This is a genomic window from Luteibacter sp. OK325 (assembly GCF_003050935.1).
Classification (GTDB): Bacteria; Pseudomonadota; Gammaproteobacteria; order Xanthomonadales; family Rhodanobacteraceae; genus Luteibacter.
Genome location: NZ_QAOX01000002.1, coordinates 352,662 through 375,585, shown reverse-complemented (window position 1 = coordinate 375,585; position 22,924 = coordinate 352,662). Strand labels below are relative to the sequence as shown.

At 61.8% G+C, this 22,924-nt stretch carries 15 protein-coding genes; 8 read left to right on the top strand and 7 right to left on the bottom strand.

Translation table 11 applies throughout. The features are described 5' to 3' along the window. The first annotated feature begins 62 nt into the window (after positions 1-62). The 3 genes from C8J98_RS05475 (at position 63) to C8J98_RS05465 (ending at position 6,479) form a co-directional block, all read left to right on the top strand. Positions 63-1,610 (top strand): SDR family oxidoreductase, encoded by a 1,548-nt coding sequence (locus C8J98_RS05475; protein WP_107911694.1) that lies wholly within the window; start codon positions 63-65, stop codon positions 1,608-1,610. Positions 1,611-2,006: 396 nt separating this feature from the next. Beyond that, positions 2,007-5,084 carry a TonB-dependent receptor gene (locus C8J98_RS05470; RefSeq protein WP_107911692.1) on the top strand — a complete coding sequence of 1,026 codons (3,078 nt, stop codon included), beginning with the start codon at positions 2,007-2,009 and terminating at the stop codon, positions 5,082-5,084. Positions 5,085-5,972: 888 nt separating this feature from the next. Further along, positions 5,973-6,479, top strand: a complete 507-nt coding sequence (locus C8J98_RS05465; protein ID WP_107911690.1) for a hypothetical protein — start codon at positions 5,973-5,975, stop codon at positions 6,477-6,479. Between the two features lie 79 nt (positions 6,480-6,558). On the opposite strand, the gene C8J98_RS05460 is transcribed toward C8J98_RS05465, so the two are convergent. Together C8J98_RS05460 and C8J98_RS05455 are read right to left on the bottom strand one after the other, a co-directional pair. Further along, positions 6,559-7,455, bottom strand: coding sequence for a hypothetical protein (locus C8J98_RS05460; RefSeq protein ID WP_107912599.1), 897 nt, complete (start codon positions 7,453-7,455; stop codon positions 6,559-6,561). Positions 7,456-7,466: 11 nt separating this feature from the next. Further along, on the bottom strand, positions 7,467-9,782 hold the full coding sequence (locus C8J98_RS05455) for a TonB-dependent receptor (protein ID WP_107911688.1): 2,316 nt from the start codon (positions 9,780-9,782) through the stop codon (positions 7,467-7,469). 344 nt (positions 9,783-10,126) lie between these two features. Between C8J98_RS05455 and C8J98_RS05450 the strand changes: the two genes are divergently transcribed. The 4 genes from C8J98_RS05450 (at position 10,127) to C8J98_RS05435 (ending at position 13,912) form a co-directional block, all read left to right on the top strand. Then, positions 10,127-10,576, top strand: a complete 450-nt coding sequence (locus C8J98_RS05450) for a nuclear transport factor 2 family protein (protein WP_107911686.1) — start codon at positions 10,127-10,129, stop codon at positions 10,574-10,576. Between the two features lie 2 nt (positions 10,577-10,578). Further along, on the top strand, positions 10,579-11,130 hold the full coding sequence (locus C8J98_RS05445; protein ID WP_107911685.1) for an XRE family transcriptional regulator: 552 nt from the start codon (positions 10,579-10,581) through the stop codon (positions 11,128-11,130). Between the two features lie 15 nt (positions 11,131-11,145). After that, entirely contained in the window at positions 11,146-12,963 is a 1,818-nt protein-coding gene (locus C8J98_RS05440; RefSeq protein ID WP_107911683.1) for a glycoside hydrolase family 97 protein, read from the top strand. 94 nt (positions 12,964-13,057) lie between these two features. Then, positions 13,058-13,912, top strand: coding sequence for an alpha/beta hydrolase (locus C8J98_RS05435; RefSeq protein WP_199229820.1), 855 nt, complete (start codon positions 13,058-13,060; stop codon positions 13,910-13,912). Positions 13,913-13,996: 84 nt separating this feature from the next. On the opposite strand, the gene C8J98_RS05430 is transcribed toward C8J98_RS05435, so the two are convergent. Beyond that, positions 13,997-14,689, bottom strand: coding sequence for an alpha/beta hydrolase (locus C8J98_RS05430; RefSeq protein WP_107911681.1), 693 nt, complete (start codon positions 14,687-14,689; stop codon positions 13,997-13,999). Positions 14,690-15,056: 367 nt separating this feature from the next. Between C8J98_RS05430 and C8J98_RS05425 the strand changes: the two genes are divergently transcribed. Continuing rightward, positions 15,057-15,920, top strand: a complete 864-nt coding sequence (locus tag C8J98_RS05425; RefSeq protein WP_107911679.1) for an alpha/beta hydrolase — start codon at positions 15,057-15,059, stop codon at positions 15,918-15,920. A 510-nt stretch (positions 15,921-16,430) separates the two neighbouring features. On the opposite strand, the gene C8J98_RS05415 is transcribed toward C8J98_RS05425, so the two are convergent. The 4 genes from C8J98_RS05415 to C8J98_RS05400 form a co-directional block, all read right to left on the bottom strand. After that, positions 16,431-16,919, bottom strand: a complete 489-nt coding sequence (locus C8J98_RS05415) for a DUF3788 domain-containing protein (protein ID WP_107911675.1) — start codon at positions 16,917-16,919, stop codon at positions 16,431-16,433. Between the two features lie 135 nt (positions 16,920-17,054). Then, positions 17,055-18,524: a SulP family inorganic anion transporter gene (locus C8J98_RS05410; RefSeq protein WP_107911673.1), complete on the bottom strand. Its 1,470-nt coding sequence runs from the start codon at positions 18,522-18,524 to the stop codon at positions 17,055-17,057. A gap of 114 nt (positions 18,525-18,638) precedes the next feature. Further along, complete coding sequence (locus tag C8J98_RS05405) at positions 18,639-19,859, bottom strand: PQQ-dependent sugar dehydrogenase (protein WP_107911671.1); 1,221 nt, start codon at positions 19,857-19,859, stop codon at positions 18,639-18,641. A 107-nt stretch (positions 19,860-19,966) separates the two neighbouring features. Continuing rightward, positions 19,967-22,846, bottom strand: coding sequence for a glycosyl hydrolase-related protein (locus C8J98_RS05400; RefSeq protein ID WP_107911670.1), 2,880 nt, complete (start codon positions 22,844-22,846; stop codon positions 19,967-19,969). Between the last annotated feature and the right edge of the window lie 78 nt (positions 22,847-22,924).

Here is a 22,924-nt window from a genome sequence, read left to right as displayed (position 1 = left end):
CGCGTGGTCCGTCCTTGCATCACCTCCGCGCCGTGCGGCCTTTCTCGTTACGGATCAAGCTCTTGAACACTATTACGCCACCGGCTGGCGAAGCCGATACCGCTCTGTTGGAGCGCTTGCGCGCAGCCGCGCAGCTGCTTGAATCGGTCGCCGCCGATCGACTCATGCTGGACAGCCTGCCGGCGGACGACCGCCAGCGCCTGTACCAGGCGGTGGCGCAGGTCTACCACCCCGACCCGGGCGAGCGTCGGGTCAGGCTGAAGGCTGCCCAGAAGGCACGGCATGCGTCGAAGATCCAGGCCGAGGACACGGTGCTCAACCAGACCGGCATCCGCGCGTTGCGCCGCAAGCCGGTATTCACCACGCCGAACGTGTTTGCTCCGGAGGGTTTCGAGGCGAACGACATCGCGCCCGACGCCGATGCCGCGCAACCGCGCGAATCGATCGAGCCCAAGCACTGCTATGTGTGCAAGAAGAAATATTCGGCGATCCATTTCTTCTACGATCAGCTGTGCCCTGACTGCGCCCCGTTCAACTATGCCAAGCGCACCGAGCTGGTCGACCTGCGCGGTCGCGTCGCACTGTTGACCGGTGGTCGCGTGAAAATCGGTTATCAGGCTGGCCTGAAACTGCTGCGCGCCGGTGCGGAACTGATCGTCACCACGCGCTTCCCGCGCGACTCGGCGGCACGCTATGCGGAGGAACCGGACTTCGGAGAATGGGGCCATCGCCTGCAGGTCTATGGGCTGGACCTGCGTCATACGCCGAGCGTCGAAGCGTTCTGCCAGGAACTGGTCGCCACGCGGCCACGGCTGGACTTCATCATCAATAACGCCTGCCAGACCGTGCGTCGACCACCCGAGTTCTACGCACACATGATGGACGGCGAGACGGCTGCGCTGCACGACATGCCCGAACACGTGCGCAAACTCGTCGGTCACTATGAAGGCTTGCGCGGCTCGAACATCCTGCCCGACGCTGGTCGCGCGACGGACTTGCCCGGCTTGACCCGCGCGGCCGAACTATCCCAGATGCCGCTGCTGCCCGAAGAGCTGCTTGCGCAGAGCCACCTGTTCCCCGAGGGCCGGCTCGACCAGGACCTGCAGCAGATCGACCTGCGCGAACGCAATTCGTGGCGATTGCTGATGGCCGAAGTGCCGTCGGTGGAATTGCTGGAGGTGCAGCTGGTCAATGCCATCGCGCCGTTCATCATCAACGCGCGCCTGAAGCCTCTGATGCTGCGCACGGCCGATCGCGACAAGCACATCGTCAACGTGTCAGCGATGGAAGGCCAGTTCTACCGCAACTTCAAGACCACGCGCCATCCACACACCAACATGGCGAAGGCCGCGCTCAACATGATGACGCGCACCTCAGCCACGGATTACCACAACGACGGCATCCACATGAACAGCGTCGACACTGGCTGGGTGACGGATGAGGATCCGGCCGATCTGGCAGCGAAAAAGGTGTTGGAAGAGCGTTTCCACCCGCCGCTGGACATCGTCGACGGTGCGGCGCGCATCGTCGACCCGATCATCAGTGGCATCAACACCGGCGAACACGTTTGGGGCCAGTTCCTGAAGGATTATCGGCCGACCGACTGGTAAGGCGAACAGGGCGGGTAAGCCTGCCCGAACTAGGAATGTTTCTTAGAAAATTTTCGTCCATAGGCCGAAAGTCATAGATGAATGACGTGCAAGTGCCTGTGCGACCGCGAATTTCGCGGCATAGGCCGTCGTTACCATCGCGTAAGTACTTGCGATGACACGTATATAAATCGTGAAAAACCGGTTGTTTGCTCGTAAGTTATTTTGTATATGTTACGGCGCATCGCGAGTCCTTGCGATGTTTGGGGGGAGGGCGTTCCGGGGAGGAATGCACTCACTTAGGGGTTTTGGCAGCCGATTGATGCAGACACCTGGTTCTTAACCGGGGCGGGATCGGCTAACCGTCGTTCGCAGAATCTTGCGATACAGCGGCTTTTTCCAGGGGGAATCCGCAACATGAATTCTCGTATCACTAGCGCCTCGATGCTGGGACGCCGAACCGCGCTGGCGCTCGCCATCGGCCTCGGCACCGTCTCGGGCGCCGTCGTGGCCCAGTCGAACGTTACCGGTTCGATTTTCGGCCAGGTCAGCCAGCAGGGCAGCACCGTTACCGTTTCGAGTGCCGACACCGGTTTCTCGCGCTCGATTCCCGTGGACAGCAGCGGTCGTTACCGCGTCACTTCACTGCCGCCCGGCAACTACAAAGTGTCGCTGGAGAACAACGGCGCCGTGGTCAGCACCCGCGACAATGTCACGGTGACGATCTCGGGCGGTTCCGAAGTTTCGTTTGGCGCGGCCGCTTCGGCCACCGAGGCTGCCACGCTCGAGGGCGTATCGGTCAACGCATCGGCCATGCCGACCATTGACGTCTCGTCCGTCGATACGCGCACCGTGCTCACCGCCGAGCAGCTCAATAAGCTGCCGATTGCCCGTGACGTGCTGGCTGCCGCGCTGCTCGCCCCGGGCGTCATTGCCAACGCCAGCTACAAAGATGCGCTCGGCAATCCGGTGCCCAGCTTCGGCGGCTCCGCGTCGTCCGAGAACGCATACTTCATCAACGGCTACGCCGTCACCAATCCGCTGACGGCCATCGGCCTCACGCAGCTCCCGTTCGATGCGATCGACCAGCAGCAGGTGCTCACCGGTGGCTACGGCGCGGAATTCGGTCGCTCCACCGGCGGCGTGATCAATATCGTCAGCAAGCGCGGCACCAACGAATGGAAGGGTGGCGTCTACACGATCTGGGAGCCGTCAGGCACCCGTAGCAATCGCCGCAATTCGTACTACCCGGATACCGGCGCCTATCCGTCGACCGATGGCACGATCTACCAGTACTACAAGAAGGACGCATCCTGGCGCTCGACGGTCGGTGTCTACGCCAGCGGCCCGCTGATCAAGGACAAACTGTTCGTCTACGTCGATGCGGAGATGAACCGTCGTGAGGGCCAGGGCATCGGCACCACGACCACCGCCGGTGCGATTACCTCCACCACCGCCAAGTCCAATGGCTGGAACGAGTACACCTACAAGATTCCCCGTTGGTTGGCTAAGGTCGACTGGAATCTCACCGACGACCACCACCTCGAATTCACCGGTGTCTCGGACAAGACCGAATACACCTCGAAGACCTACGGTTTCAACTACGCCGACGACTCTCACGGCACGACGCAGAACGGCGGCGTGTACCAGAAGGACGGCGGCGACATGTATATCGGCAAGTACACCGGTTATCTGACCGATGACTTCACCGTGTCGGCGTTGTACGGACAGCAGCACCTGGATCATATCCAGCTGCCCTATAACTACGACCCGAATTGCCCGCAGATCACCACGGCCACGGCACAGTCCCGCGCGCCGGGCCTGGTCTACGGCAGCTGCCAGACCTACGCGGCCGCCGTGCGCGTGCCGGGTGCGGAAGACAAGACCAAGGGTGGTCGACTCGACTTCGAGTACCGCATCGGCGACCACGACATCCGCTTCGGTGCGGATCACCAGGAAGCCAAGTCCTTCAGCGGTACGTCGCTGCCGGGCGGCTACAGCTGGGCCTACAACTTCCAGAACAACCCCAATGCCGCGATCGATGCCGGCCACGGCGTGGGTTCGCCTGCGGCCGCCGGTGGTCTCGGTAACCAGGGTTACTACGTCGTGCGCAACTACACGACTACGTCCGCCAAGATCCGCACGGTCCAGGAATCGCAGTACATCGAAGATCGCTGGCAGGTGACCGACCGGTGGATGCTCTCCCTCGGCCTGCGCAACGAACAGTTCAACAACTACAACGGCAACAACGAGATCTACGCGTCCCAGCGTCATCAGCTGGCTCCGCGCCTGGGTGTGTCGTGGGACGTGTTCGGCGACTCGACGATGAAGGTCTACGCCAACGCAGGTCGTTACCACCTGGCCATGCCCAACAACGTCGCGCTGCGTGCTGCGTCGGGCTCGCTGGGCACCAACGAGTACTTCACGTACACCGGCGTCGATCCGAACACGGGCGTACCGACCGGTCTGGTCAACGTGCCGGTCAACGCGGCAGTCGGCTATACCTGTAATGGCACGCAGGCGGTCAGCACCAACCTCGAGTGCGGCAACGCACCCGACCCCCGCACCGTCGCCGCCAAGGGCCTGAAGTCGCATTACCAGGACGAGTACATCGCCGGTCTCGACCAGGCACTCAGCGCCGAATACAACTGGGGCGTCAAGCTGACCTGGCGCCAGCTGCGCAGCGCCATCGACGATACCTGCACCCCGGTGCTGGGTGGCGCGTGCTTCCTGTTCAACCCGGGCGTGGCCAACACGTTCCGCGTCGAGCAGGCAGATGGCTCGTTCAACGAAGTGACCTACACCCGCGACCAGCTCAACCTGGGCAGGCTCAAGCGTAAGTACTATGCGATGGACCTGTACTTGGAGCATCCGTTTGCCGATCGCTGGTACGGCCGCATCGACTACACGTGGTCGCGCAGCTACGGCAATACCGAAGGCCAGCTGGCGTCGGATCTGGATACCGGTAACGGTGGCCAGCCCGATGTCTCGGTCACGCAGGACTGGGATCTGCCGCAGCTGATGGTCGGCGCCAACGGCCGCCTGCCCAACGACCGCACGCACCAGATCAAGGCGTTCGGCTACTTCCAGTTGAACGACGACTGGCGCTTCGGCGCGAACGCGCAGATCGCTTCGGGTCGCCCGAAGAGCTGCACGAGCTTCTACCCGACCGCCGACCGCGGCCTGTACAACGGCTCGTTCTACTTCTTCTGCGGCCTGCCTGGCACCCCGGGTTATGAGTTCTCGCCGCGCGGTTCGCACGGTTCGGCACCCTGGACGTACCTGGTCAACCTCAACGTTGCCTACACCCCGACCTGGCTGGACAAGAACCTGACCTTCCAGATCGATGTGCTCAACGTGCTGAACAAGCAGACGCCAACGTCGTACAACTTCCGCTACGCGCAGTCCCGCACCACCGTCAGCCCGCTGTACGACCGCGAGTTGAACTACACCGATCCGCGTGCCGTGCGTTTCACCGCCCGTTACGACTTCTGATCGGCAAGCGCTTTAGCAACTTCGCACAACAATAAAAGCCGCGGGGCGGTCGATCCGCCCCGACGGCAGCAACATGCAACTCCCCAGATCGCCTCCGCCCTCCCCGGGCGGGGGCTCTTTTTTGGTTCATCGCGGAATTCCGGGGACGTCGTTGCGGGCGTGGACGTAGCGGCGCAGAGCGTGACGTCGCGGCGCAGAGCCTTCGGTGCCCACCCTCGCTGCTCAGACAGTCCTCCGCGTTTCGTAGCGGAAAGACCGCTGCGCGGCCCGTGTTCTTATTGGCCTACGGCCGCTCCACTTGTGCGGAACTCGCCTCGAGGGTGGGCACCGAAGACTCTCCCGAGCCCTGAGGTTCGCGTGGGTCGAGCCAAAGCACGCGGCAGCATCGTCAGCCGGCATGTCAGCACGGGCGCGAGGAAGGTGTTGGGCAACCGGGTGCTAGCAACCGCGTCCGCATCGCCCCGGTGTTCCGGAAGCGGCCGGGGCCGACGACGGCACCACGCCACGGCTCGCCTTCCACTCCACCGTATCGTCGTGAGAGACCTTGGTGTCCACCCTCGAGGCGAGTTCCGCACAAGTGGAGCGGCCGTAGGCCAGATAGATACATGGGCCGCGAAGCGGCCTTCCGCACCGAACGCGGAGGACTGTCTGAGCAGCGAGGGTGGGCACCAAGGTCTCCCCCGCGAGACGCCCAAGTGTAGAGAGCGATGGCGAAGCCGAGCCAAGCGCGAGGTGCGAGGTGCGAGGTGCGAAAGAATGCACGGCCTGAAAGCTGAGCGCCCGGGCCCCGGTAATCCGCGAAGAACCTCTTTTTTTGTGCGCGGCGTACTACAATTTCGCGCCCGTCGTACAGGGGGGCAGGCATTTTAGTCAGACAGGGAAATCGATATGACGAAGCAAATCATCGCCGCGATGGCGATGCTGGTCGTGGCGCAGGCGGCATCCGCCGGTGGTAGCGTGACGCTGAAGAAGCCGGTTACGTTTAATGAAGACGCCGATATCGCGAAATCGGTGCTGACCGAATGCAAGCTGGAAGAGCAGCTGCCCGATGCCATCGTGTCATCGGCGAAGGATAACGGCCTGACGGTCGATATTTCGTCCGAAGCAACTACGGCTGGCCCGGGCCGGATCCTCGAACTGGAGATCTACGAGGCCGTCGCCGATGGCAATGCCTTCATGGGCCATCACAAATCCATGGCGATCAAAGGCAAGCTCTACGAGGGCGGCGAGGTTATCGGTAACTTCAAGGACCGCCGCATCTCCATGGGCGGCGCGTTCGGTCAGTTCAAGGGCAATTGCTCGGTGCTGGAACGCATTACCAAGGAGATTGGCAATGACGTCGGTACGTGGCTGAAGGAACCCACGAAGAACGCGAAGCTCGGCGATCTCGAGTAACCCGGGGAGGGGCGTGGCCGGCTGGCTGCGCCTCGCTCGAGGCAGTGCCGGTACGGTGAAAAACGAGGGGAGTTCGGCCCTAGCGGACCGCATCGTTCGCCGAGTCTGCCAATCGCATGTACAAATTCGCAGCAAAGCGTTCTGACGCGTCGGCTCGATTTCCGAGATGCAGGAAGGGCTCGATCACTTCCAGTTCCATCAGCAAGAAACGTCCCTGAGAGATAACCCCGTCTATGCGTGCATAGGCGACGTCGGCATGACCGATTGCCGCCGTAGCCTCCAGGACACGACTCGCGCTGGCAATCAGGTCTGCACCTGGTTCGGCCGCCAGGGCGACGCCGCCGAAATCGCTCTGTACACGATAGTCGCCAGCCTTGGGTCGCTTGATGACGGCGTGGCTGTATTCCCCGTCGAAGAATAGCAAGGACCACTCCCCATCGCTGGCAACTTCCGGCAGATAGGGCTGCACCAGATATTCAAACTCCAACGGGAGTTGCGCAACGACTTCATGGAACGCCGCTTCGCCAGCCACTCCGCGCACCGTGTGCCATGCCGTACCGCTCACCGTTGGCTTGATCACCACCTCGCGGGCGGGCATCGCTGCCAAGATGCTCTGCAACTGCCGTGCCGGCACGATCTGCGTCGGAATAATCTGAACGCCGAATCTCTCCAACTCGATCAGGTAGCGTTTGTTGCTATTCCAGAGCAATAGTTCTTTGTTGTTGATCGTCGGTACGGGTAGCTGACCCAGCCATTGCTTAAAGCTGGCGTAGTGCTTGAAGTAATCCCATGTCGACCGAATCAGCACGGCGTCGAACTTCGTCCAATCCACTATGGGGTCATTCCAGACGCAAGCAGTCGCCTCGATGCCGAAGCCTCGAAGCGACGTGACAAGGTGTTTATCATCCAGGTGGATATCAGGTTCGACGACGGAAGTAGCGATCGCCAGGTGATGCGTATAGGACGTGCGGTCCATCGCGCCGCCCATCAGTACTGGTACTGCAGCGTGACGCCGATGGTACGCGGCTGGTTAAGGGCCACCCGGCGCGTCGTCGGCAGATCGGCCGAGATAGCGACGGGCAGGTCGGTCTCGCCGCGCTTGTCGAACAGGTTGGTGGCATAGAGCGAGATATCGAAGCCGTTCCGACCCTCCACGCCCATGCGGACATTAGTGGTGGCGAAGCCGCCGCGGCGATAGAACGGGCTATCGCGGTCATACAGGAAGTTCGAGTTTCCGACATAGCTTAGGTCGGCGCGCATGAAGCCGTCGTACTGCACATTGACCCGATGGCGATACTCGGCCGCGAGCGAGCCGGTAAAGCGGGGCACGTTCACAAGGCGGTCGCCGTCCTTCGCCGAGGTGCCGGGCACGTCGTTCTTCAGGTGCGCGTCGTTGTAGCTGAAACCAGCGCTCAACGTCACTGCATTGACGGGAAGGAACTTCATTTCCAGTTCCGCGCCCTGGCTGACGGCCTTACCGAAGTTGGCGGTGATGTTGTAGCCGCAACCGAGCACGATCTGCTGCTGCACGTGGTCCCAATCGATGTGGTAGACGGATGCGTCGATGAGCAAGCGCTGCTCCAGCCACGCGCTCTTGAATCCCAGCTCGTAGTTCCACAGGGTGTCCGGGTTGTACTTGTTCAACTGCGACTGGCTCAGACCCAGCCCGGCCACTTCCGAACCGCAAAGTGCCGCCGGCGCAGGATTGTTCGGGCCACCCGGTCGATAACCCTGGGAGGCCGTGGCGTAGACCATGTTCTCAGGAGTGATCTGGTACTGCAGCGTGAACTTCGGCGTGCTGCCGTAATCTTTTGAATTGCTGTGCACGAAGCTCGGGCCGCCATTGAGCAGGCCGTCGCCGCCCTGCGAGAAGCCTTGTTTGACCTCAAACGCACGGATGCCGGCGCTGGCCTTCAGTTTATCGGTGATGTTCCAGGACAACTCGCCGAACACGGCGTACTCGTCGAGGGTAGCGTTACGTGTGCCCGCGTAGATCGTTGAATACGTCGGGAAGGGGTTGTTGAACGTCTCGTTGAATCCGGCAGGATACGGAATGGACGACTCAAGTGGTGCGCGGACATCGTGATAGAACGCACCGAGGATCGCCTGTACCGGACCGTCAAACTTGCTGGTGGCCCTCAATTCCTCGGTGAATTCCTTGTTCTTGTAGCTGCCGTACATCGTGGTCGGATAGACGCTCGGCAAGCCGAAGAAGTAGTTGATGACCTTGGAGCTGTCGTCGCGGAGGTTGACATCGCGGGTGAAGTACGAGGACGACGACATCAGTTCGAATGCGTCGAACTGCTTGTGGATGGCAATATTGGAGATCGTCGACTTCTGCACGTTGGCTTCGTTGACGTCGCGCACCTGGTACGGATGGTCGAGCGTCGCCGGGATCTTGTCATAGGTAAACGGCGATCCCAGCTTGGAATACTGGTAGATGAAGCTGGGCGTGATGGTAAGGGTATCGTCCGGCTTGATCAGCAACGCCACGCGCGTGCCGTAGGTCTTATACGTGTTGACGTTGTCTTTCTTCTTGCCGTCCGGATCCGCCTCGAGATAGTTGGACGGCGAGATCGGATAGCGGTCGATATAACCGTCGTCGTCGCGATAGTAGGCGGACACGCGCAGTGCGACCGCATCCTTGATCAGGGGGACGTTCAGCACGCCGTTGACGTTGGCGTTCGGGCCGCCGTGGTACGTACCCGAGACATCCGTCTTGATGCGGCCCTCGACGAAATCCAGGTCTGGCTGGTTGGTCACGTACTTGACCGTACCGCCCATGGAGCTGGAGCCGTAGATCGTACCCTGCGGTCCGCGCAGCACTTCGACGCGCTCGATGTCGAACACCGAAGGGTCGATGACACCTCGCGTCGACAGCAGCGCAGCATTGCTCGATGCCGCGATGGGCACATCGTCCAGGTAATAGCCGACGGTAGCGGCGGAGCCTGCGCTCGATGAGATGCCGCGAATGATCAGGTTGTTCTCGCCGGGGCCCGACGACGCGACGGTCAACGACGGTGCAATGCGCGCCAGGTCGACGAGGCTGGTGACGCCCTGTCGCTCGAGTTGTTCTCCGGTCAGCGCGGTCATGCTGATCGGCACCTTCTGGATATCCTGCTCGCGCTTGGCGGCAGTCACCGTGATGCCTTCGAGGGTCTGCGGCGTGTCGGACGCCTGGGCCTTCTTCTTCTCGTTGGCGGGGGAGGGGGCAGCCGTGTCCTGTGCGCTGGCCACGCCCGAAACCAGGGCCGCGGAAAGCAGGGCCGTGTAGATAAGGGTGCGCTTGAAATCGTGGTTCATGGAACTCCCCAGCGAATTGAACGTGCATACCTCTTACGCACGCTCGTCGATGCGAGCGTGTTCTTGAGTTCGTGTGCGTTGCCCCCGGACGTCGATGCCATGGACGAAAGCCATGGGCGACGGCCCTTGCTCGGTTGATGCCGGATGTCCCTGACCGGCTGCGCCTTCGATCCCCTGGCACCGGATGTATAGCCGTCTGAACCACATTTGCTGCGGTGCAGCTTCCGTGATTCGATCAGATCAAAAAGTTTTGATGACGTCAAGCTTTTTACGATAGGATCGGGTGGCAGCCGCAGATAGCCGCCTAAAAGGTTTCGCTACTTCTCTCATGCTCAAGGGGTGCCATGAAAACCATGTCCTTTCTTTTCTGTGCCGTGGGCGCAGTGGCGATGACTGCCTCCGTGTCGGCTGAAACACCGGCCGTGTCGACCTCCCAGGCCATCAAGCAGGCGCTCGACGCCAGTGCTGCCGCCTGGTCGGCCGGTGACCTGAAGACCTTCATGGAGTGCTACGAGCATGCCCCGGGCACCCGCTATGTAAGCGCGAGCGGCACCATCGAGGGGTATGAGGCGATCGAAGCGATGTATGCCTCGCGCTTTCAGAAGCCCGGCGCCAGCCTGGGCAAGCTCACCCTGGAACTGATCGACGTCAAACCGCTGGGTTCCCAGTACGCCTTTGTCGTCGGTCGCTACCACCTCAAACCGGACACCGGCGCCGAGGTCTCGGGGATCACCACACTGCTTTTCCATAAGGTCGGCACACGCTGGCTCATCAGCAGCGACCACAGCTCGTAACCATGGCCGCAGCACTGAGTATCGGTTCCGCGATTCGCGACCGACGACGGGGCCTGGGGCTCACCCTGCAGGCCCTGGCCGGCAGTTCAGGCCTTTCCATCCCGTTCCTCTCGCAGGTCGAGAGGAACCTCGCTCATCCATCACTGCTCTCACTGGAGGCCATCGCCCAGGCGCTCGATGTGGACGTCGATTACTTCGTCGGCGTACCCACGCCGGGGCAGATCGTCTGCCGGGCCGGCGAGCACGACCGGATCGACCTGGAATCGCCGGTGGTCTACGAGCGTTTGAGCGGTCGGCATCCCGAACGCAAGATGGAAGCGTTGCGGCTGATCGTTCCGCCCGGCCTCGTGGCCCCCACGATCCATCGGGAAGGCGAGGGCTTCTGGTACATCCTCAGCGGTACGCTCGAAATGACGGTAGGCCGGAAGAAGTTCGTGCTGAACGTCGGTGACAGTGCGCACTTCGACCAGAGGCATCCTTACAGCATGCGTAACGCCGGGAAGTCCGAGGTGCGCATGATCTGGGTCGGGACGCCGGCTATATTCAAGGACTAACCAGAGGAAGCACGAATGCCGTCTGAAGCCCGTTCGAGGGGACTACGCCGTCTCTCCGCCGCCCTTGCCGCCCTGATTGCCGTACCGGCTTTCGCTAGCCCGCCCCTGGCGACGCTGGTCTTCCGCGACGGCGGTCGACCCGTCCTTTCGATCACCGACCCGAAGGGCGGGCCGCTGGTGGACGAGGTCCTCGGGCTTCGTACAGCCGACGCCGATCTCACCCACGACATGAAGCTCGTGGGGACACAGACGCGGCAGCTGAGCGAGCGTTACCGCATGACGACAGGCAAGCGCCTCGATCGAAGCGCAAACCTGGCCGAGACGCGCTACTCGCTGCGTAACGCCTCTGGGCAAGCGCTCGACGTGGTGGTTCGGGTGGCCAATGACGGCGTGGCCTTCCGCTATGAATTACCCGGTGCGACACGAGCCACCGTGCTCGGCGAAGCCACCCGCTTTATCGTTCCTGCGGATGCCAGGGCATGGCTTCTACCCTACGGGCCGCAATACGAAAAGGAGCGGATTGAGACCACCGCGGGTGCCGCCGTTTCGGGCGATTACGGCTATCCCTCGTTGTTTCGTATCGGGGAAAACTATGTGTTGGTCACTGAGGCCAATGCCGATGGTCGTTACGACGGGAGCCGCCTGCACCACACCGTCGGAACCACCGACTGGCAACTGACCCTCGCTGACGGGCGTGTCGACAGCACGGGCATCACGCCGTGGCGCACCGTCATCGCCGGTGACCTCGCCACGGTGACCGAATCCACGCTGGTGGATGATCTGGCTGATGCATCGAAACTCACCGACACCTCATGGGTACGACCGGGCAAGGTCGCATGGTCCTGGCTCAGCGAACACGACAGCCCTTCCGACCCTCAGCGGCAGCGTGCCTATGTGGATTTTGCGGCGCGCAACGGCATCCCTTACGTTCTTGTCGACGAGGGCTGGAAAGACGCGTGGGTTCCCGACCTGGTGCGCTACGCCAATGCGAAGCATGTCGACATCCTGCTTTGGTTTCATTGGTCGAAGCTCGACACCTCTGCGAAGCGCATGGCGGAACTGACCAAGGTGAAGGGGTGGGGCGTCAAAGGAGTCAAGATCGATTTCATGGAGTCGGATTCGCAAGCGCGCTTCCGCTGGTACGACGACACGCTGGCCGACACGGCCCGCCTGCACCTGATGGTGAACTTCCACGGGGCAACCATCCCGCACGGTCTGGCACGCACCTGGCCGCACCTGATGTCGATGGAAGGTGTGCGCGGTGCTGAGAACAATGCACCCGCGGTTGGTAACACGATTCAGCCGTTCACGAGGAATGTGGTGGGCTCGATGGACTACACACCTGTCGCCTTCGACGCAGGACGACAGGAAGCGAGCATTGCGCACGAGGTCGCCTTGCCGATCGTGTTTGAATCAGGCTGGACACATCTGGCCGACCGCCCTGAAGCCTATGAATCCCGCCCGGTCGCACTGGCATTTCTCGACCAGATCCCGACGGTATGGGACGAGACGAAACTCATCGCCGGGACTCCCGGCCAGGAAGCGATCTTCGCCCGACGCAATGGTAATCGTTGGTTCATCGGTGCCATTGCGGCAGGGGCAGGGCGTCGGCTCACCGTGCCGTTGAGCTGGCTGAAGAACGGCGCCTGGCGTGCCGACATCGTCCGAGATGGTGTGGGTCGCGGCGATGTGGTTCGCAGTGTCCAGGATGTCACGGCGGACGGAAGCCTGTCGTTCGACGTACCGGCGAACGGCGGTTTCGCCGCGATCCTGTGTCCGGCGGCGAAGGGACAGGTCACCGCTAACTGCAGCATACCGCTCAAGCTGCAATAGGCTCGCCCTCGAGGCTGACAGGTGGCCCCATTTGGCGGGTGCGTCGTTGAGCCGGTAGGATTGAGCCGGGCGCACCTGGCGGATGGGGAACGACATGATGAAGATCGTAGCTCGGACAATCCTGCTCATTGCGATCATGGTCACGGCCGCGCCCGTACTCGCCCAACCGGGCCAGAGCGGCTACGCCAAAGTGAACGGGACCGAGCTCTACTACGAAATCCGTGGAGCAGGCCCGCCGCTGGTCATGTTGCATGGCGGGGTGGATCCGTCCCAGATGTTTGGGGCCCCGCTTGCGGCAATGGCAAAAAACTTCAAGGTGATTGCCATCGATGCCCGCGGGCATGGGCACAGCAAGGATACGGCCGCACCCTGGTCGATCGAACAAGCTGCCGACGACGTGGCAGCGGTGCTCAAGCAACTTAAGATCGACAAATCGAGTGTGATGGGCTATTCGTTCGGCGGCGCGATCGCGCTGCAGTTCGCGATCAGGCATCCCGACATGCTCGACAAACTGGTAGTCGTCTCGGCCCCTTATTCGAGCAAAGGCGAGTATCCGGAAGTCAGGACGGCCTTCGAGCAGATGCCCGCTTCAGCCGATGCGATCGGAGCGGACATCGCGAAGTCGCCTTTGGCAAAAATGTATCCCGGTGTCGACTGGCCAACGCTGATGCGCAAGACCGGTGAACTCGGCAAGCAGGATTTCGACTGGTCCGCGGGGATACGTGGCATCAAGGCCCGGACCTTGCTCGTGTTTGCCGATGCGGACTACATCCGGCCCGAACACATCGCCGAGTTCTACAAGCTGCTCGGCGGCGGGCGGAGGGATGCTGGATTGGATGGGTCGTTGCGCTCACCCAACCAGCTGGCTGTCGTGCCTGGCACGACGCATTACAACCTCATTGCGTCGGCGGCCGTGACGCAATATGCGACCGACTTTCTGAAACACTAGGACGCAAGGGCCTTACGAGAACGAACAGAGCCGGCAAACGCACGGTGGGCGGAGTTCGCCCACCGTGTCTTATGACTGTCAGACCTAGGCGGTCTGCGTGGCCGTCGCTGCCTGTCGGATCGTATTTACGACAACGTCCGGCTGCGAAAGCATGGGTACATGGCTGCTCTCGACCTCGACGATAGTGGCTCCCATGCGCTTGGAAAGGAAACGCTGAAGGTCGGGATGCACGGTGTGATCGTTCCTGGCGAGGACGTACCAGCTGGGCTTGGACTTCCACGCAACTTCCTGAAGCTTCTGCTGCTGGAAGAGGTCGGCAACAGGGGCGTAGTGGGTAGCCCAGACGAGCTTCTGTTCTGCTGCGGGAAGATCGCCCGCGAAGAATTCAACGCCATTCGGAAGCATCCAGGCACGTCCGTCCGCCACCTCGACGCGCGAAAAAATGTCGGATGGGAATTTGTCGAGCTGGCTCTGGACGGTCTCCCCGACGTCCGGCGCGACCGCTGCGATATACACCAGCGCCACGACGCGTTTGTCGACACCCGCGGCGGTAATCGTGGCCCCGCCGTAAGAATGGCCAACAAGGACAACCGGGCTGCCGACGCGATTGAGCGTGCGCTTCACCGTGGCCACATCCTCTTCGAAACTGTCGAGGCCGTATTGAACGGAAATCACTTCGTACCCTTCAGCCTGCAGGGGAGGGATCACCTTACTGAAGCATGAGCCGTCGGCCCAGATACCGTGACAAAAGACAATCGTGGGTTTCGTCTTAGACATGAGAGGCTCCTCTTAGGGTAATGAGCGTGTTTCTGGCACATCTGCATTCCGGACAGCGGCGCTCGATCGCCAATGTCACTCCAAACTCCGCCGAGACAAGACTGAAGACGGTTTGCTTTCCGGCGGGCACTGAATCCGTCCGCCATGGTGCGAGCATGCCGCCCGAACTCATGGAGCAGCCTATGTCTGGTTGCTCTCATCCGCTAGGCGGAAAACGCCGAATTAATTTACAAATGAAACACTTTCGGTGGAGCCGGGAGGCTACCTGATTCGGCCAGCGGGGCTGCGAGCGGGCCGTGAAATCCACACGCCGGCAACGCGTATTGCTTCGAGAGCAACGACCGTAACCAGCCGTTATGATCGCGGCATGACGCACACCTCCACCTCTACCGCTTTCGATCGGCGGATCCGCGACGATGAACTGGGGCACCTCGCGGTGCACGGCGTCCCATCGCTTCCCACGCCGGTCACAAGCGGCTACGCCAGTAACGAAGACGCCCGCATCTGGTACGCCAGTTTTGGTGCCGGACCGCCGGTTATCCTGTTACACGGCGGTCTTGGGAATTCGGGTAACTGGGGCTATCAGATTCCCGCGCTGGTCGAGGCAGGCTATGCGGCGATCGTGATCGACAGCCGGGGGCAGGGGCGTTCGACCCGCGATGAGAGGCCCTATAGCTACGAACTCATGGCATCCGATACCCGCGCCGTCATGGATGCGCTTGGCGTCTCCAGGGCCGCCTTCATCGGCTGGAGTGACGGGGCAGATATCGCCCTCGTGCTGTCGCGAGAAACGTCCAGCCGCTCGGCAGGCGTGTTCTTCTTCGGCTGTAATGTCGACAGCACGGGCGCAAAACCCTTCCATCCCTCCGCTGTGATCGACCGCATCTACAACCATCACGTCAAGGAGTACGCGGCGCTTTCACCCGTCGTGGGTGGCTTCGAGGCGATGCGTGACGATCTGGGGTTGATGCAGGCTGGCCAGCCGAACTACGGACCTGACCAGCTGGGGGAAATGGCTGTTCCGGTGTGGAGTGTCCTGGGTGAGCACGACGAGTTCATCGAGCGTGAGCACGCTGAGTACATCGCACGCAGCATTCCGGGCGCGCGGTTCGTTCTGCTGCCCGACGTGAGCCACTTCGCTCCGCTGCAGCGGCCAGAAGCCTTCAATCAGGTGATGTTGGAGTTCCTCGGCCTGTTCATTTCGGCGGCACGCCCGGGAAAGGGCTCGTGAGTGACGTCATCCAGTGCGAGGTGCATGGAGAACAGCAGGAAACATTCGTCTGTCGGCACTTGGTTCAGTCGCTCAAGACCGGCGAGAAAGTTGGCTTTTTCTGGTCTGAGGAGCCGCGGGGCGACGCATGGTGCTCAGCTTGTGAGGCTGTACGCATTCAAGAGGGTGGTATCAGTGGTGATTGGAATGAGCGATCGATGGCATTCGCGGCTATCGCGATTCTGTGCGGTGCCTGCTACGACCGCGTACGCGAGCTACATCACGGCCGGGGATAATCCCCAGCTACGGAACTCGCGATGAGCACTACTGAGAGTACGGAACGCGAGTTCTGGGTCCGTCTGGTTCATCAAGTCCACGACAGTGCTGGCGGCTTAGCTGCCGTGGGAGCAACACAATCCTCGTTGCTTCTGATGGCTGCCAAAGAACTCCTGTTGGGTGGACCCTGATGGCCTGAGCGAACTCTGCACCCGGTTCGCGCGCGACCATCAACTCATTCCTTAGCGACGCGATCTATTGTGGAGGGCGCTTCATGCTAACGAGCGCTGTCACATCGCGCCGATCATCTGCAGATGAGACCGCAACCGTCAGCCACTTCCCATCAGGGTATGCGCGGGCCTCGTCGTAGAGTTTGACGAGTTCCGGGCGCCATACATAACGCCGCTCTTCAAACTTCTCTCGTTCCGCTCGCCCCAGGACCACCTGGACTGAAAGCAGCCTGTATCCCGGCAGCAAGGTGCAGAACGCTTTGGTCTTCTTGTAGCGCAGGGTCCAACCGCGCTTCTTGCCACCGTAAAGCCATTCCGGCTCGAAAATGCCAGGGTAGGATGTGTCGATCCAGCTCCGCAGCTTCACCCAGTGCCTGAAGCCTTTCGCCCCGATCCAGTCGCGAACCGTGTTCTCATCGGGCGGTGCCGATTTGTCGTTGATCCTGTCGCCGATAGCAGGGCGCAGTCCCGTAACGCCTTCTTGCTGACTGTCGTGGCGGTTTCGAGACTTCATATATTTCCTGCCTTGGGGGAACCAGCTACGTCGTGCAGACGCCCTCGCCGGGAACATACGGTAAGCCCAGGCACCTGAGGAGCGAAACCCTCGAAGGAGTCGCCCAAGGCACCGCTTAAAGCGATACAGCGGACGTCAGTGACGCGAAGCTGATGCCTCGGTGCCGCCGACACGCATCAGCAAGGCCTCGCAGGCATCGTTGAGCCGCGTGACGTGCAACTGCTTCCCCTGCTGGGCATAGCGACGGCGTAGTGTCTCGATCGCCTCGACGGCCGAGTGATCGTCCAGATGCGCGCCGGAGCAGTCCAGCTCGACGTAGGCCGGATCGTTCTCGACGTCGAACATGGCCATCAGCCGTGAGGTGGCAGCGAAGTACAAGGTGCCACGCAGACGATAGAGACGGCCACCGTCGGGCAGCTCCTCGCGATTCACGCTGAGGCGATCGGCATGCTTCCAGGCAAAGGCGATCGCAGAGATCAGGACACCACAGAGCACGGCGGTGGCGAGATTGGCCAGCACGGTGATGACGGTCACGGCGACGATGGTCAGCGCATCGGAGAGTGGCAGCCGGCGCAGCAACGGCACGCTTCCCCAGGCGAAGGTTTTCTGCGCCACCACCAGCATGACGCCAAACAGCGCCGCCAGCGGAATACGTTCGATCAGCGGCGAGAGAAACAACACGAAGCACATCACCAGCACACCGGCCGTGATGCCAGACAAGCGCGTACGCCCGCCTGAAGTGAGGTTGATCATGGTCTGGCCGATCATCGCGCAGCCGCCCATGCCGCCGAACAGGCCAGACACGACATTGGCTGCGCCCAGCGCGATGCATTCGCGATTGGGCTGGCCTTCGGTAGCGGTGATTTCATCGACCAGATTGAGCGTGAGCAGGGTCTCAAGCAGACCGACCATGGCCATCACCAGCGCATAGGGAAACACGATCTTCAGCGTATCCAGCGTCCATGGCACCTGCGGCCAATGCAGCAAAGGCAGGCCGCCCTTGATGGAAGCGATATCGCCGACGGCGCGGGTGGGCAGGCCGAACAGATGCACGATCAGGCTGACGATCACGATCGACGCCAGCGCCGAGGGCACGACCCGGGTCAGCCGTGGCAGCAGATACACGACCAGCATGGCCACGAGCGCCAGGCCAAGCATCAGGTAAAGCGCATTGCCGCTGAGCCAGCCGCCGCCAGGCGCGTGTAGATGTTCCAGCTGCGAACCGGCAATCACGATCGCCAGGCCGTTCACGAAGCCGAGCATGACCGGATGTGGAATCATCCGCACCAACTTACCCAGGCGCAGCAAACCGAACAGACACTGGATCAGGCCCCCGAGCAGCACGGTCAGCAGGAAGTACTCGCTGCCGTGCTGTACCACCAGGGCCACGATCACCACGGCCATCGAGCCGGCCGCGCCGGAAATCATGCCCGGTCGGCCACCGAAGGCTGCCGTGAGTGCCGCGATGATCGCCGCGCCATAGAGGCCCATCAACGGATTGAGGTGCGCTACCAGGGCGAAGGCCATGGCTTCAGGCACAAGCGCGAACGCGGTGGTCAGCCCCGCCAGCAGGTTCTGGCGGACGGAGAGGGTGGAACGGGACATACGTATTTCCTGTGCGGCGTACGCAGACAGGCTCAGGCCGCCACGAAGCCGCACACCTTGCCACGCTGCACTGCATCGGGCAAGGCGGGAGGGCAGGGAATACGTCGGGTGGACTTATTTCGGTGTGAGCCGGTACAGGCCACCGGGTTCGGCATCTTCCAGTACCCAAAGGGAGCCGTCCGGCGCCTCTTCGATATCGCGGATGCGTTTGCCGAGGCTCCAGCGCTGGACCGCGGTGGCGCCACCCTTGGCGTCAACGGTGACGCGAATGATGCCCAGGCTGACAAGGCCGCTGATCAGGGCGCTGCCCTTCCATTTCGGGAACATGCTGCCCTTGTAGAACATGAGGCTGCCGGGCGCGATCACCGGCACCCAATAGATCACGGGCTTGACCAGATCGGTCCGCGTATCGGTCCCGGGGATGGGCACGCCGTTATAGTTCATGCCATACGAAACCAGCGGCCAGCCGTAGTTCTTGCCACGCTGGATCAGGTTCAGTTCGTCGCCGCCGCGAGGGCCGTGCTCGAGCTCCCACAGTCGACCATCAGGAGCGAAGGCGAGGCCATAAGGTGTGCGATGGCCGGTGCTCCAGGTTTCGGACGGCGTAAGGTTGGGGCCGGGGAACGTATAAGTGCTGACGACCGGCGCCGTTTTAGCTGCCTCGGTATCTGTCGCCGGATCGATCAGCGGAATGCTGCGAGCACCGACCTTTCCTGCCCATGGATTGCCTGGCGCAGGCTTTCCGTCCAGCGTCAGCCGCAGGATCTTGCCTACCGGTTGATCGGGATCCTGCGCGGGCGTGAAGCGCTGGCGATCGCCCACGGTGAGGAAGAGGGTTTTGCCGTCCGGCGAAAAAGCGATCTGGGCGCCGGCCTGGCCGCCCTTGCCCGTGGGCATCTGGCGCCACAGCACCTGGAAGTTATCCAGCCGCGCCTGATCGCCGTCCAGTACCAGTTGACCTCGCCCCATGGCCAGGCCGCCGCCATAGTCACCGGGCGCGACATAGGTGAGGTACACATTGTGGTCACGGGCGTAATGGGGCGAAAGGAAGACGCCGAGCATGCCGTTCTGACCTTCGAAGTAGCTGGCCGGCACGCCCTTGATCTCGGTCTTGGCGCCCTGCGGCGTCACCAGCTGGAGGCGCCCCACCTTCTCGGTCACCAGCATGCGGCCATCGGGCAGGAACGCGATGCGCCAGGGCAAATCGAAGCTGGCCACCTTCGTGATGTTGAAAGGAAGGTCGGGATCGGATTTCTGATCGCCTGCATTGGTCTGTGCGTGGGCGGTACTTGTCAGTAGAGCCGCGATCAAGAACCCGTTTGCCAGCTTCATCATATGCATGTCTCCTTGCGTCCGAGTTATCCGGAAGATCGTAGTGTTATCAATGCCGTTTGAGTGTGACGGTTTCTTTAATCCGGGTGGCAGAGCCGTAGCGGCACCCATCATCCCCGCGACGTTGCCCTGACGATCAGCAGCTCGCTCGCAGCTAACGCAAACGTGTCGTGAGGCGCTTCGACGGGCTCTTCCGCGAGGTTACTGCGCGACGTCCTGATGACATCGGCATGCGGCGACCATCTCAACCTCACATCAGCGGACCGATCGGATGCGTTGAAAAGCCGAACGATCCAGTCCTTTCCGTCAGCACTGCGCTTGAGCTCTTCCACGACAACGTCGGCTGGCTCAACGTGGAGTAGCGCGCCAACCATGGAGACCGCGCCGGCGGCGGCGATGACGACCAGGGGCTGACTCAGTCCGGTAGCGAACTGCGTGGCACGGGCAAAGTCTGCTCCCTTGTGTGGCCTGAGCGCGTAACGGAACGTCACAGGGCCCGCCTGCCACGCGCGATAGTTGGTTCCCCAATGGTTGTTCATGACCCAGGAGAAAAACGTCTGCGTCGGATCCAGGTGACGTAGCCACACCTCAGGGTCGGTCTGCGAATTCAGTTTGGTCGCAGTGATCCCGCCCACCTCGATCAGTGGGGCATCGAGGGTGACCCAGGTGATCCCGCCGGTCGTGTTCGATACATCGACCCAGCGACTCACCGGCATCCAGTTCTTACACGATCCAGGAAGCTGGTCGAGCTCCGGACGCACCTGCGCAAAAGGCACATCGACGGTCAGCTGTCCGTTCTCGACGGCGAACGGAAAGGCGAACTGGATACTCTCTTTCAGTACGGGATGACGACCCTTGTCATCCGTCGTCGAGGCATAGTCAGCGCGACGTTTGTCGACGGTGTTATCCAACTCGAGGAAGTCATGATCTGCAGCGAGACGGACCCGCCGCACGAGGCTCTCGCACAGTGGCGCGGTCGATTCGACACGAAGGCTAACGATCAGCGGGCCGCTCTCCTCGACGAGGATCGTCGCGGTGCCGCTCTTGCCAAGGTGTTGAGCGTCGTCGCCCTGCAGCAGGACGAACTCGTTCAATGTCCAGCCGCCTCGCGTGTCTACCAGGTTCGCGTCACTTCCAGCGACTGCCAGCTCGACAATATCGCCTGAGGCCTGGTCGATTCGCGCGCGGAGATGACCATTGCGAATCTCGCCATCCCGGTAACTAACAGGGACAGCAGGTGGAGTAGGGGACCCTTTGGTCACCGTGAATCGGGCCGTGCTCAGGCCAGGCATCTCCGGGATCTGCGTGGCGAGTTCGCCCGTGGACAAACGTTGCGAGGGCAGTGCGCGACCATGGGCGTCGGTAACGCGATCTCCCGCCGATGAAAGCTCGCGCGGGAGCAGTACGATTCCACCGCGGGGCCAGGAGGAGGTGTTAACGACATCGACCTTGCCTTGCACCGGGTCGGATAACTCCTTGGCTTCGGCAAACAACGCCCGTGACTTTCGTTCGGCGTCCAGGGCGAAGTCGCGCTTCACGCTCCACTGATTCACGGTCATCGAGGCTTCGGGCTGAGTCACGCTCGCCGCCGCTCCCCACGTATGCTCGGAGAAGAGCAGCACATCGCGCCAGGCGTCGTTGAACGCATCCGCGTTATAAGCGTGGGGTCTACGAAGTGCGAACAAGGTCGCCGCCTGGGTAAGGCGGTCGGCAGCATTCCGATTGATGGCTGTTTCCAGCGCCGATGAGGCTGCGCCGTCCTCCCAGTACGGAGTGAGGTCACCTTGCAACTGGGGCAGCTGGGATCCGTAGCGTCGTTCGAACGCCGTGAAGGCCGTGCTGGTGGATGCGATAGTGAACTTCGGCCACTCGTACGTCTCATTCCAGGCACGAGTGAACTCGGCGATGCCCGGGTCGGGTTCGGCATTGTCGCCGTGGCCGGCCCAGCGCACGTAGGAGATGTCGTAGGGGAAGCGAGCCTCGTCCATGCGTTCCTGATATTTTCCCACCCATTCGTCGTCGGCCGTCATCACGTGGGACATCGCATAGCCTGTCCACGGAATCCAGAAGAGGACCTTCGCCTTGCCAGATTTGGAAACCCACCAGAACGGCTTGTCCTGAAGCGTGTCCATGAAGCGGCCGATGCGATCGAAGTAGTTCGGCGCCGAAGAAAAGTAGCGAATGCCCGCCTGGGCCATCGCGTCGACCGTGCCCCACGTGTATCCCGGCACGTCACTCATCATCGCTGAATCGATCGTCGTTCCCGCCGCACGCGATAGCTCGGTGCCATAGCGAAACAGCTGCAACAGCTCTTCCGGGCGGCATAGCCCGGTCAGCTCATTGGCATACGAGCCATTGAGAGCAATCCACCCCTTGCGCACCGCTTCGAGGAAAGCGGCCTTCTCGTCGGGGGACTTGCGACGCATGTAAAGGTCGGCACCCCACAGCACTTCGAGGTTCCACACGAAGCGCGAGCCCTCCGGATACCCCGCCGTTCTCCGGGCGAGGTCGATCCCTAAGCTGATGTTGCGCATCTGCCGTTCTTCGACATCCGACTGCAGTTCGGTGTAGCCGAGGTCGTGGTGGGAATGAGGCAGGATGTACACCTGCATCTTGCGCACGGGATGCATCTGGACCGTGTCGCGCAGGGTCGCGTCACCCAGGCGTACGGCAAGGTCAACAGACGTGGGATGAGCGACAGGATCGATGAAAATATCGAACGTCTGCTTGCCGGCGGCAAGGGATCGCCGGTCGATCTCGACTCCACCAATCGACGTGACAACGGCGTCCTGCGCGGAGCTGGTTTCGAGAGTGAGGCGTATCGGCTGTTGTAAGCGACCGGCAATGCGCCGGAGTCCTCTGACGGGCTGGGCGATCTTCGATACCGTTTTCCCGGCCACCGCCTGGTCCGCTGCGGAGAGTGCAGGGCGACCAAGGGCTACAGCGCCAGAGAAGAGTGAGATCCCCTTAAGTACATCGCGACGCTTCATACGACATCCCGCTTCGTGGATGTCGGAGTATCCCAATGGCTTGGGAGTTTGTCACGATCTAAACGTAAGAATCCAGAG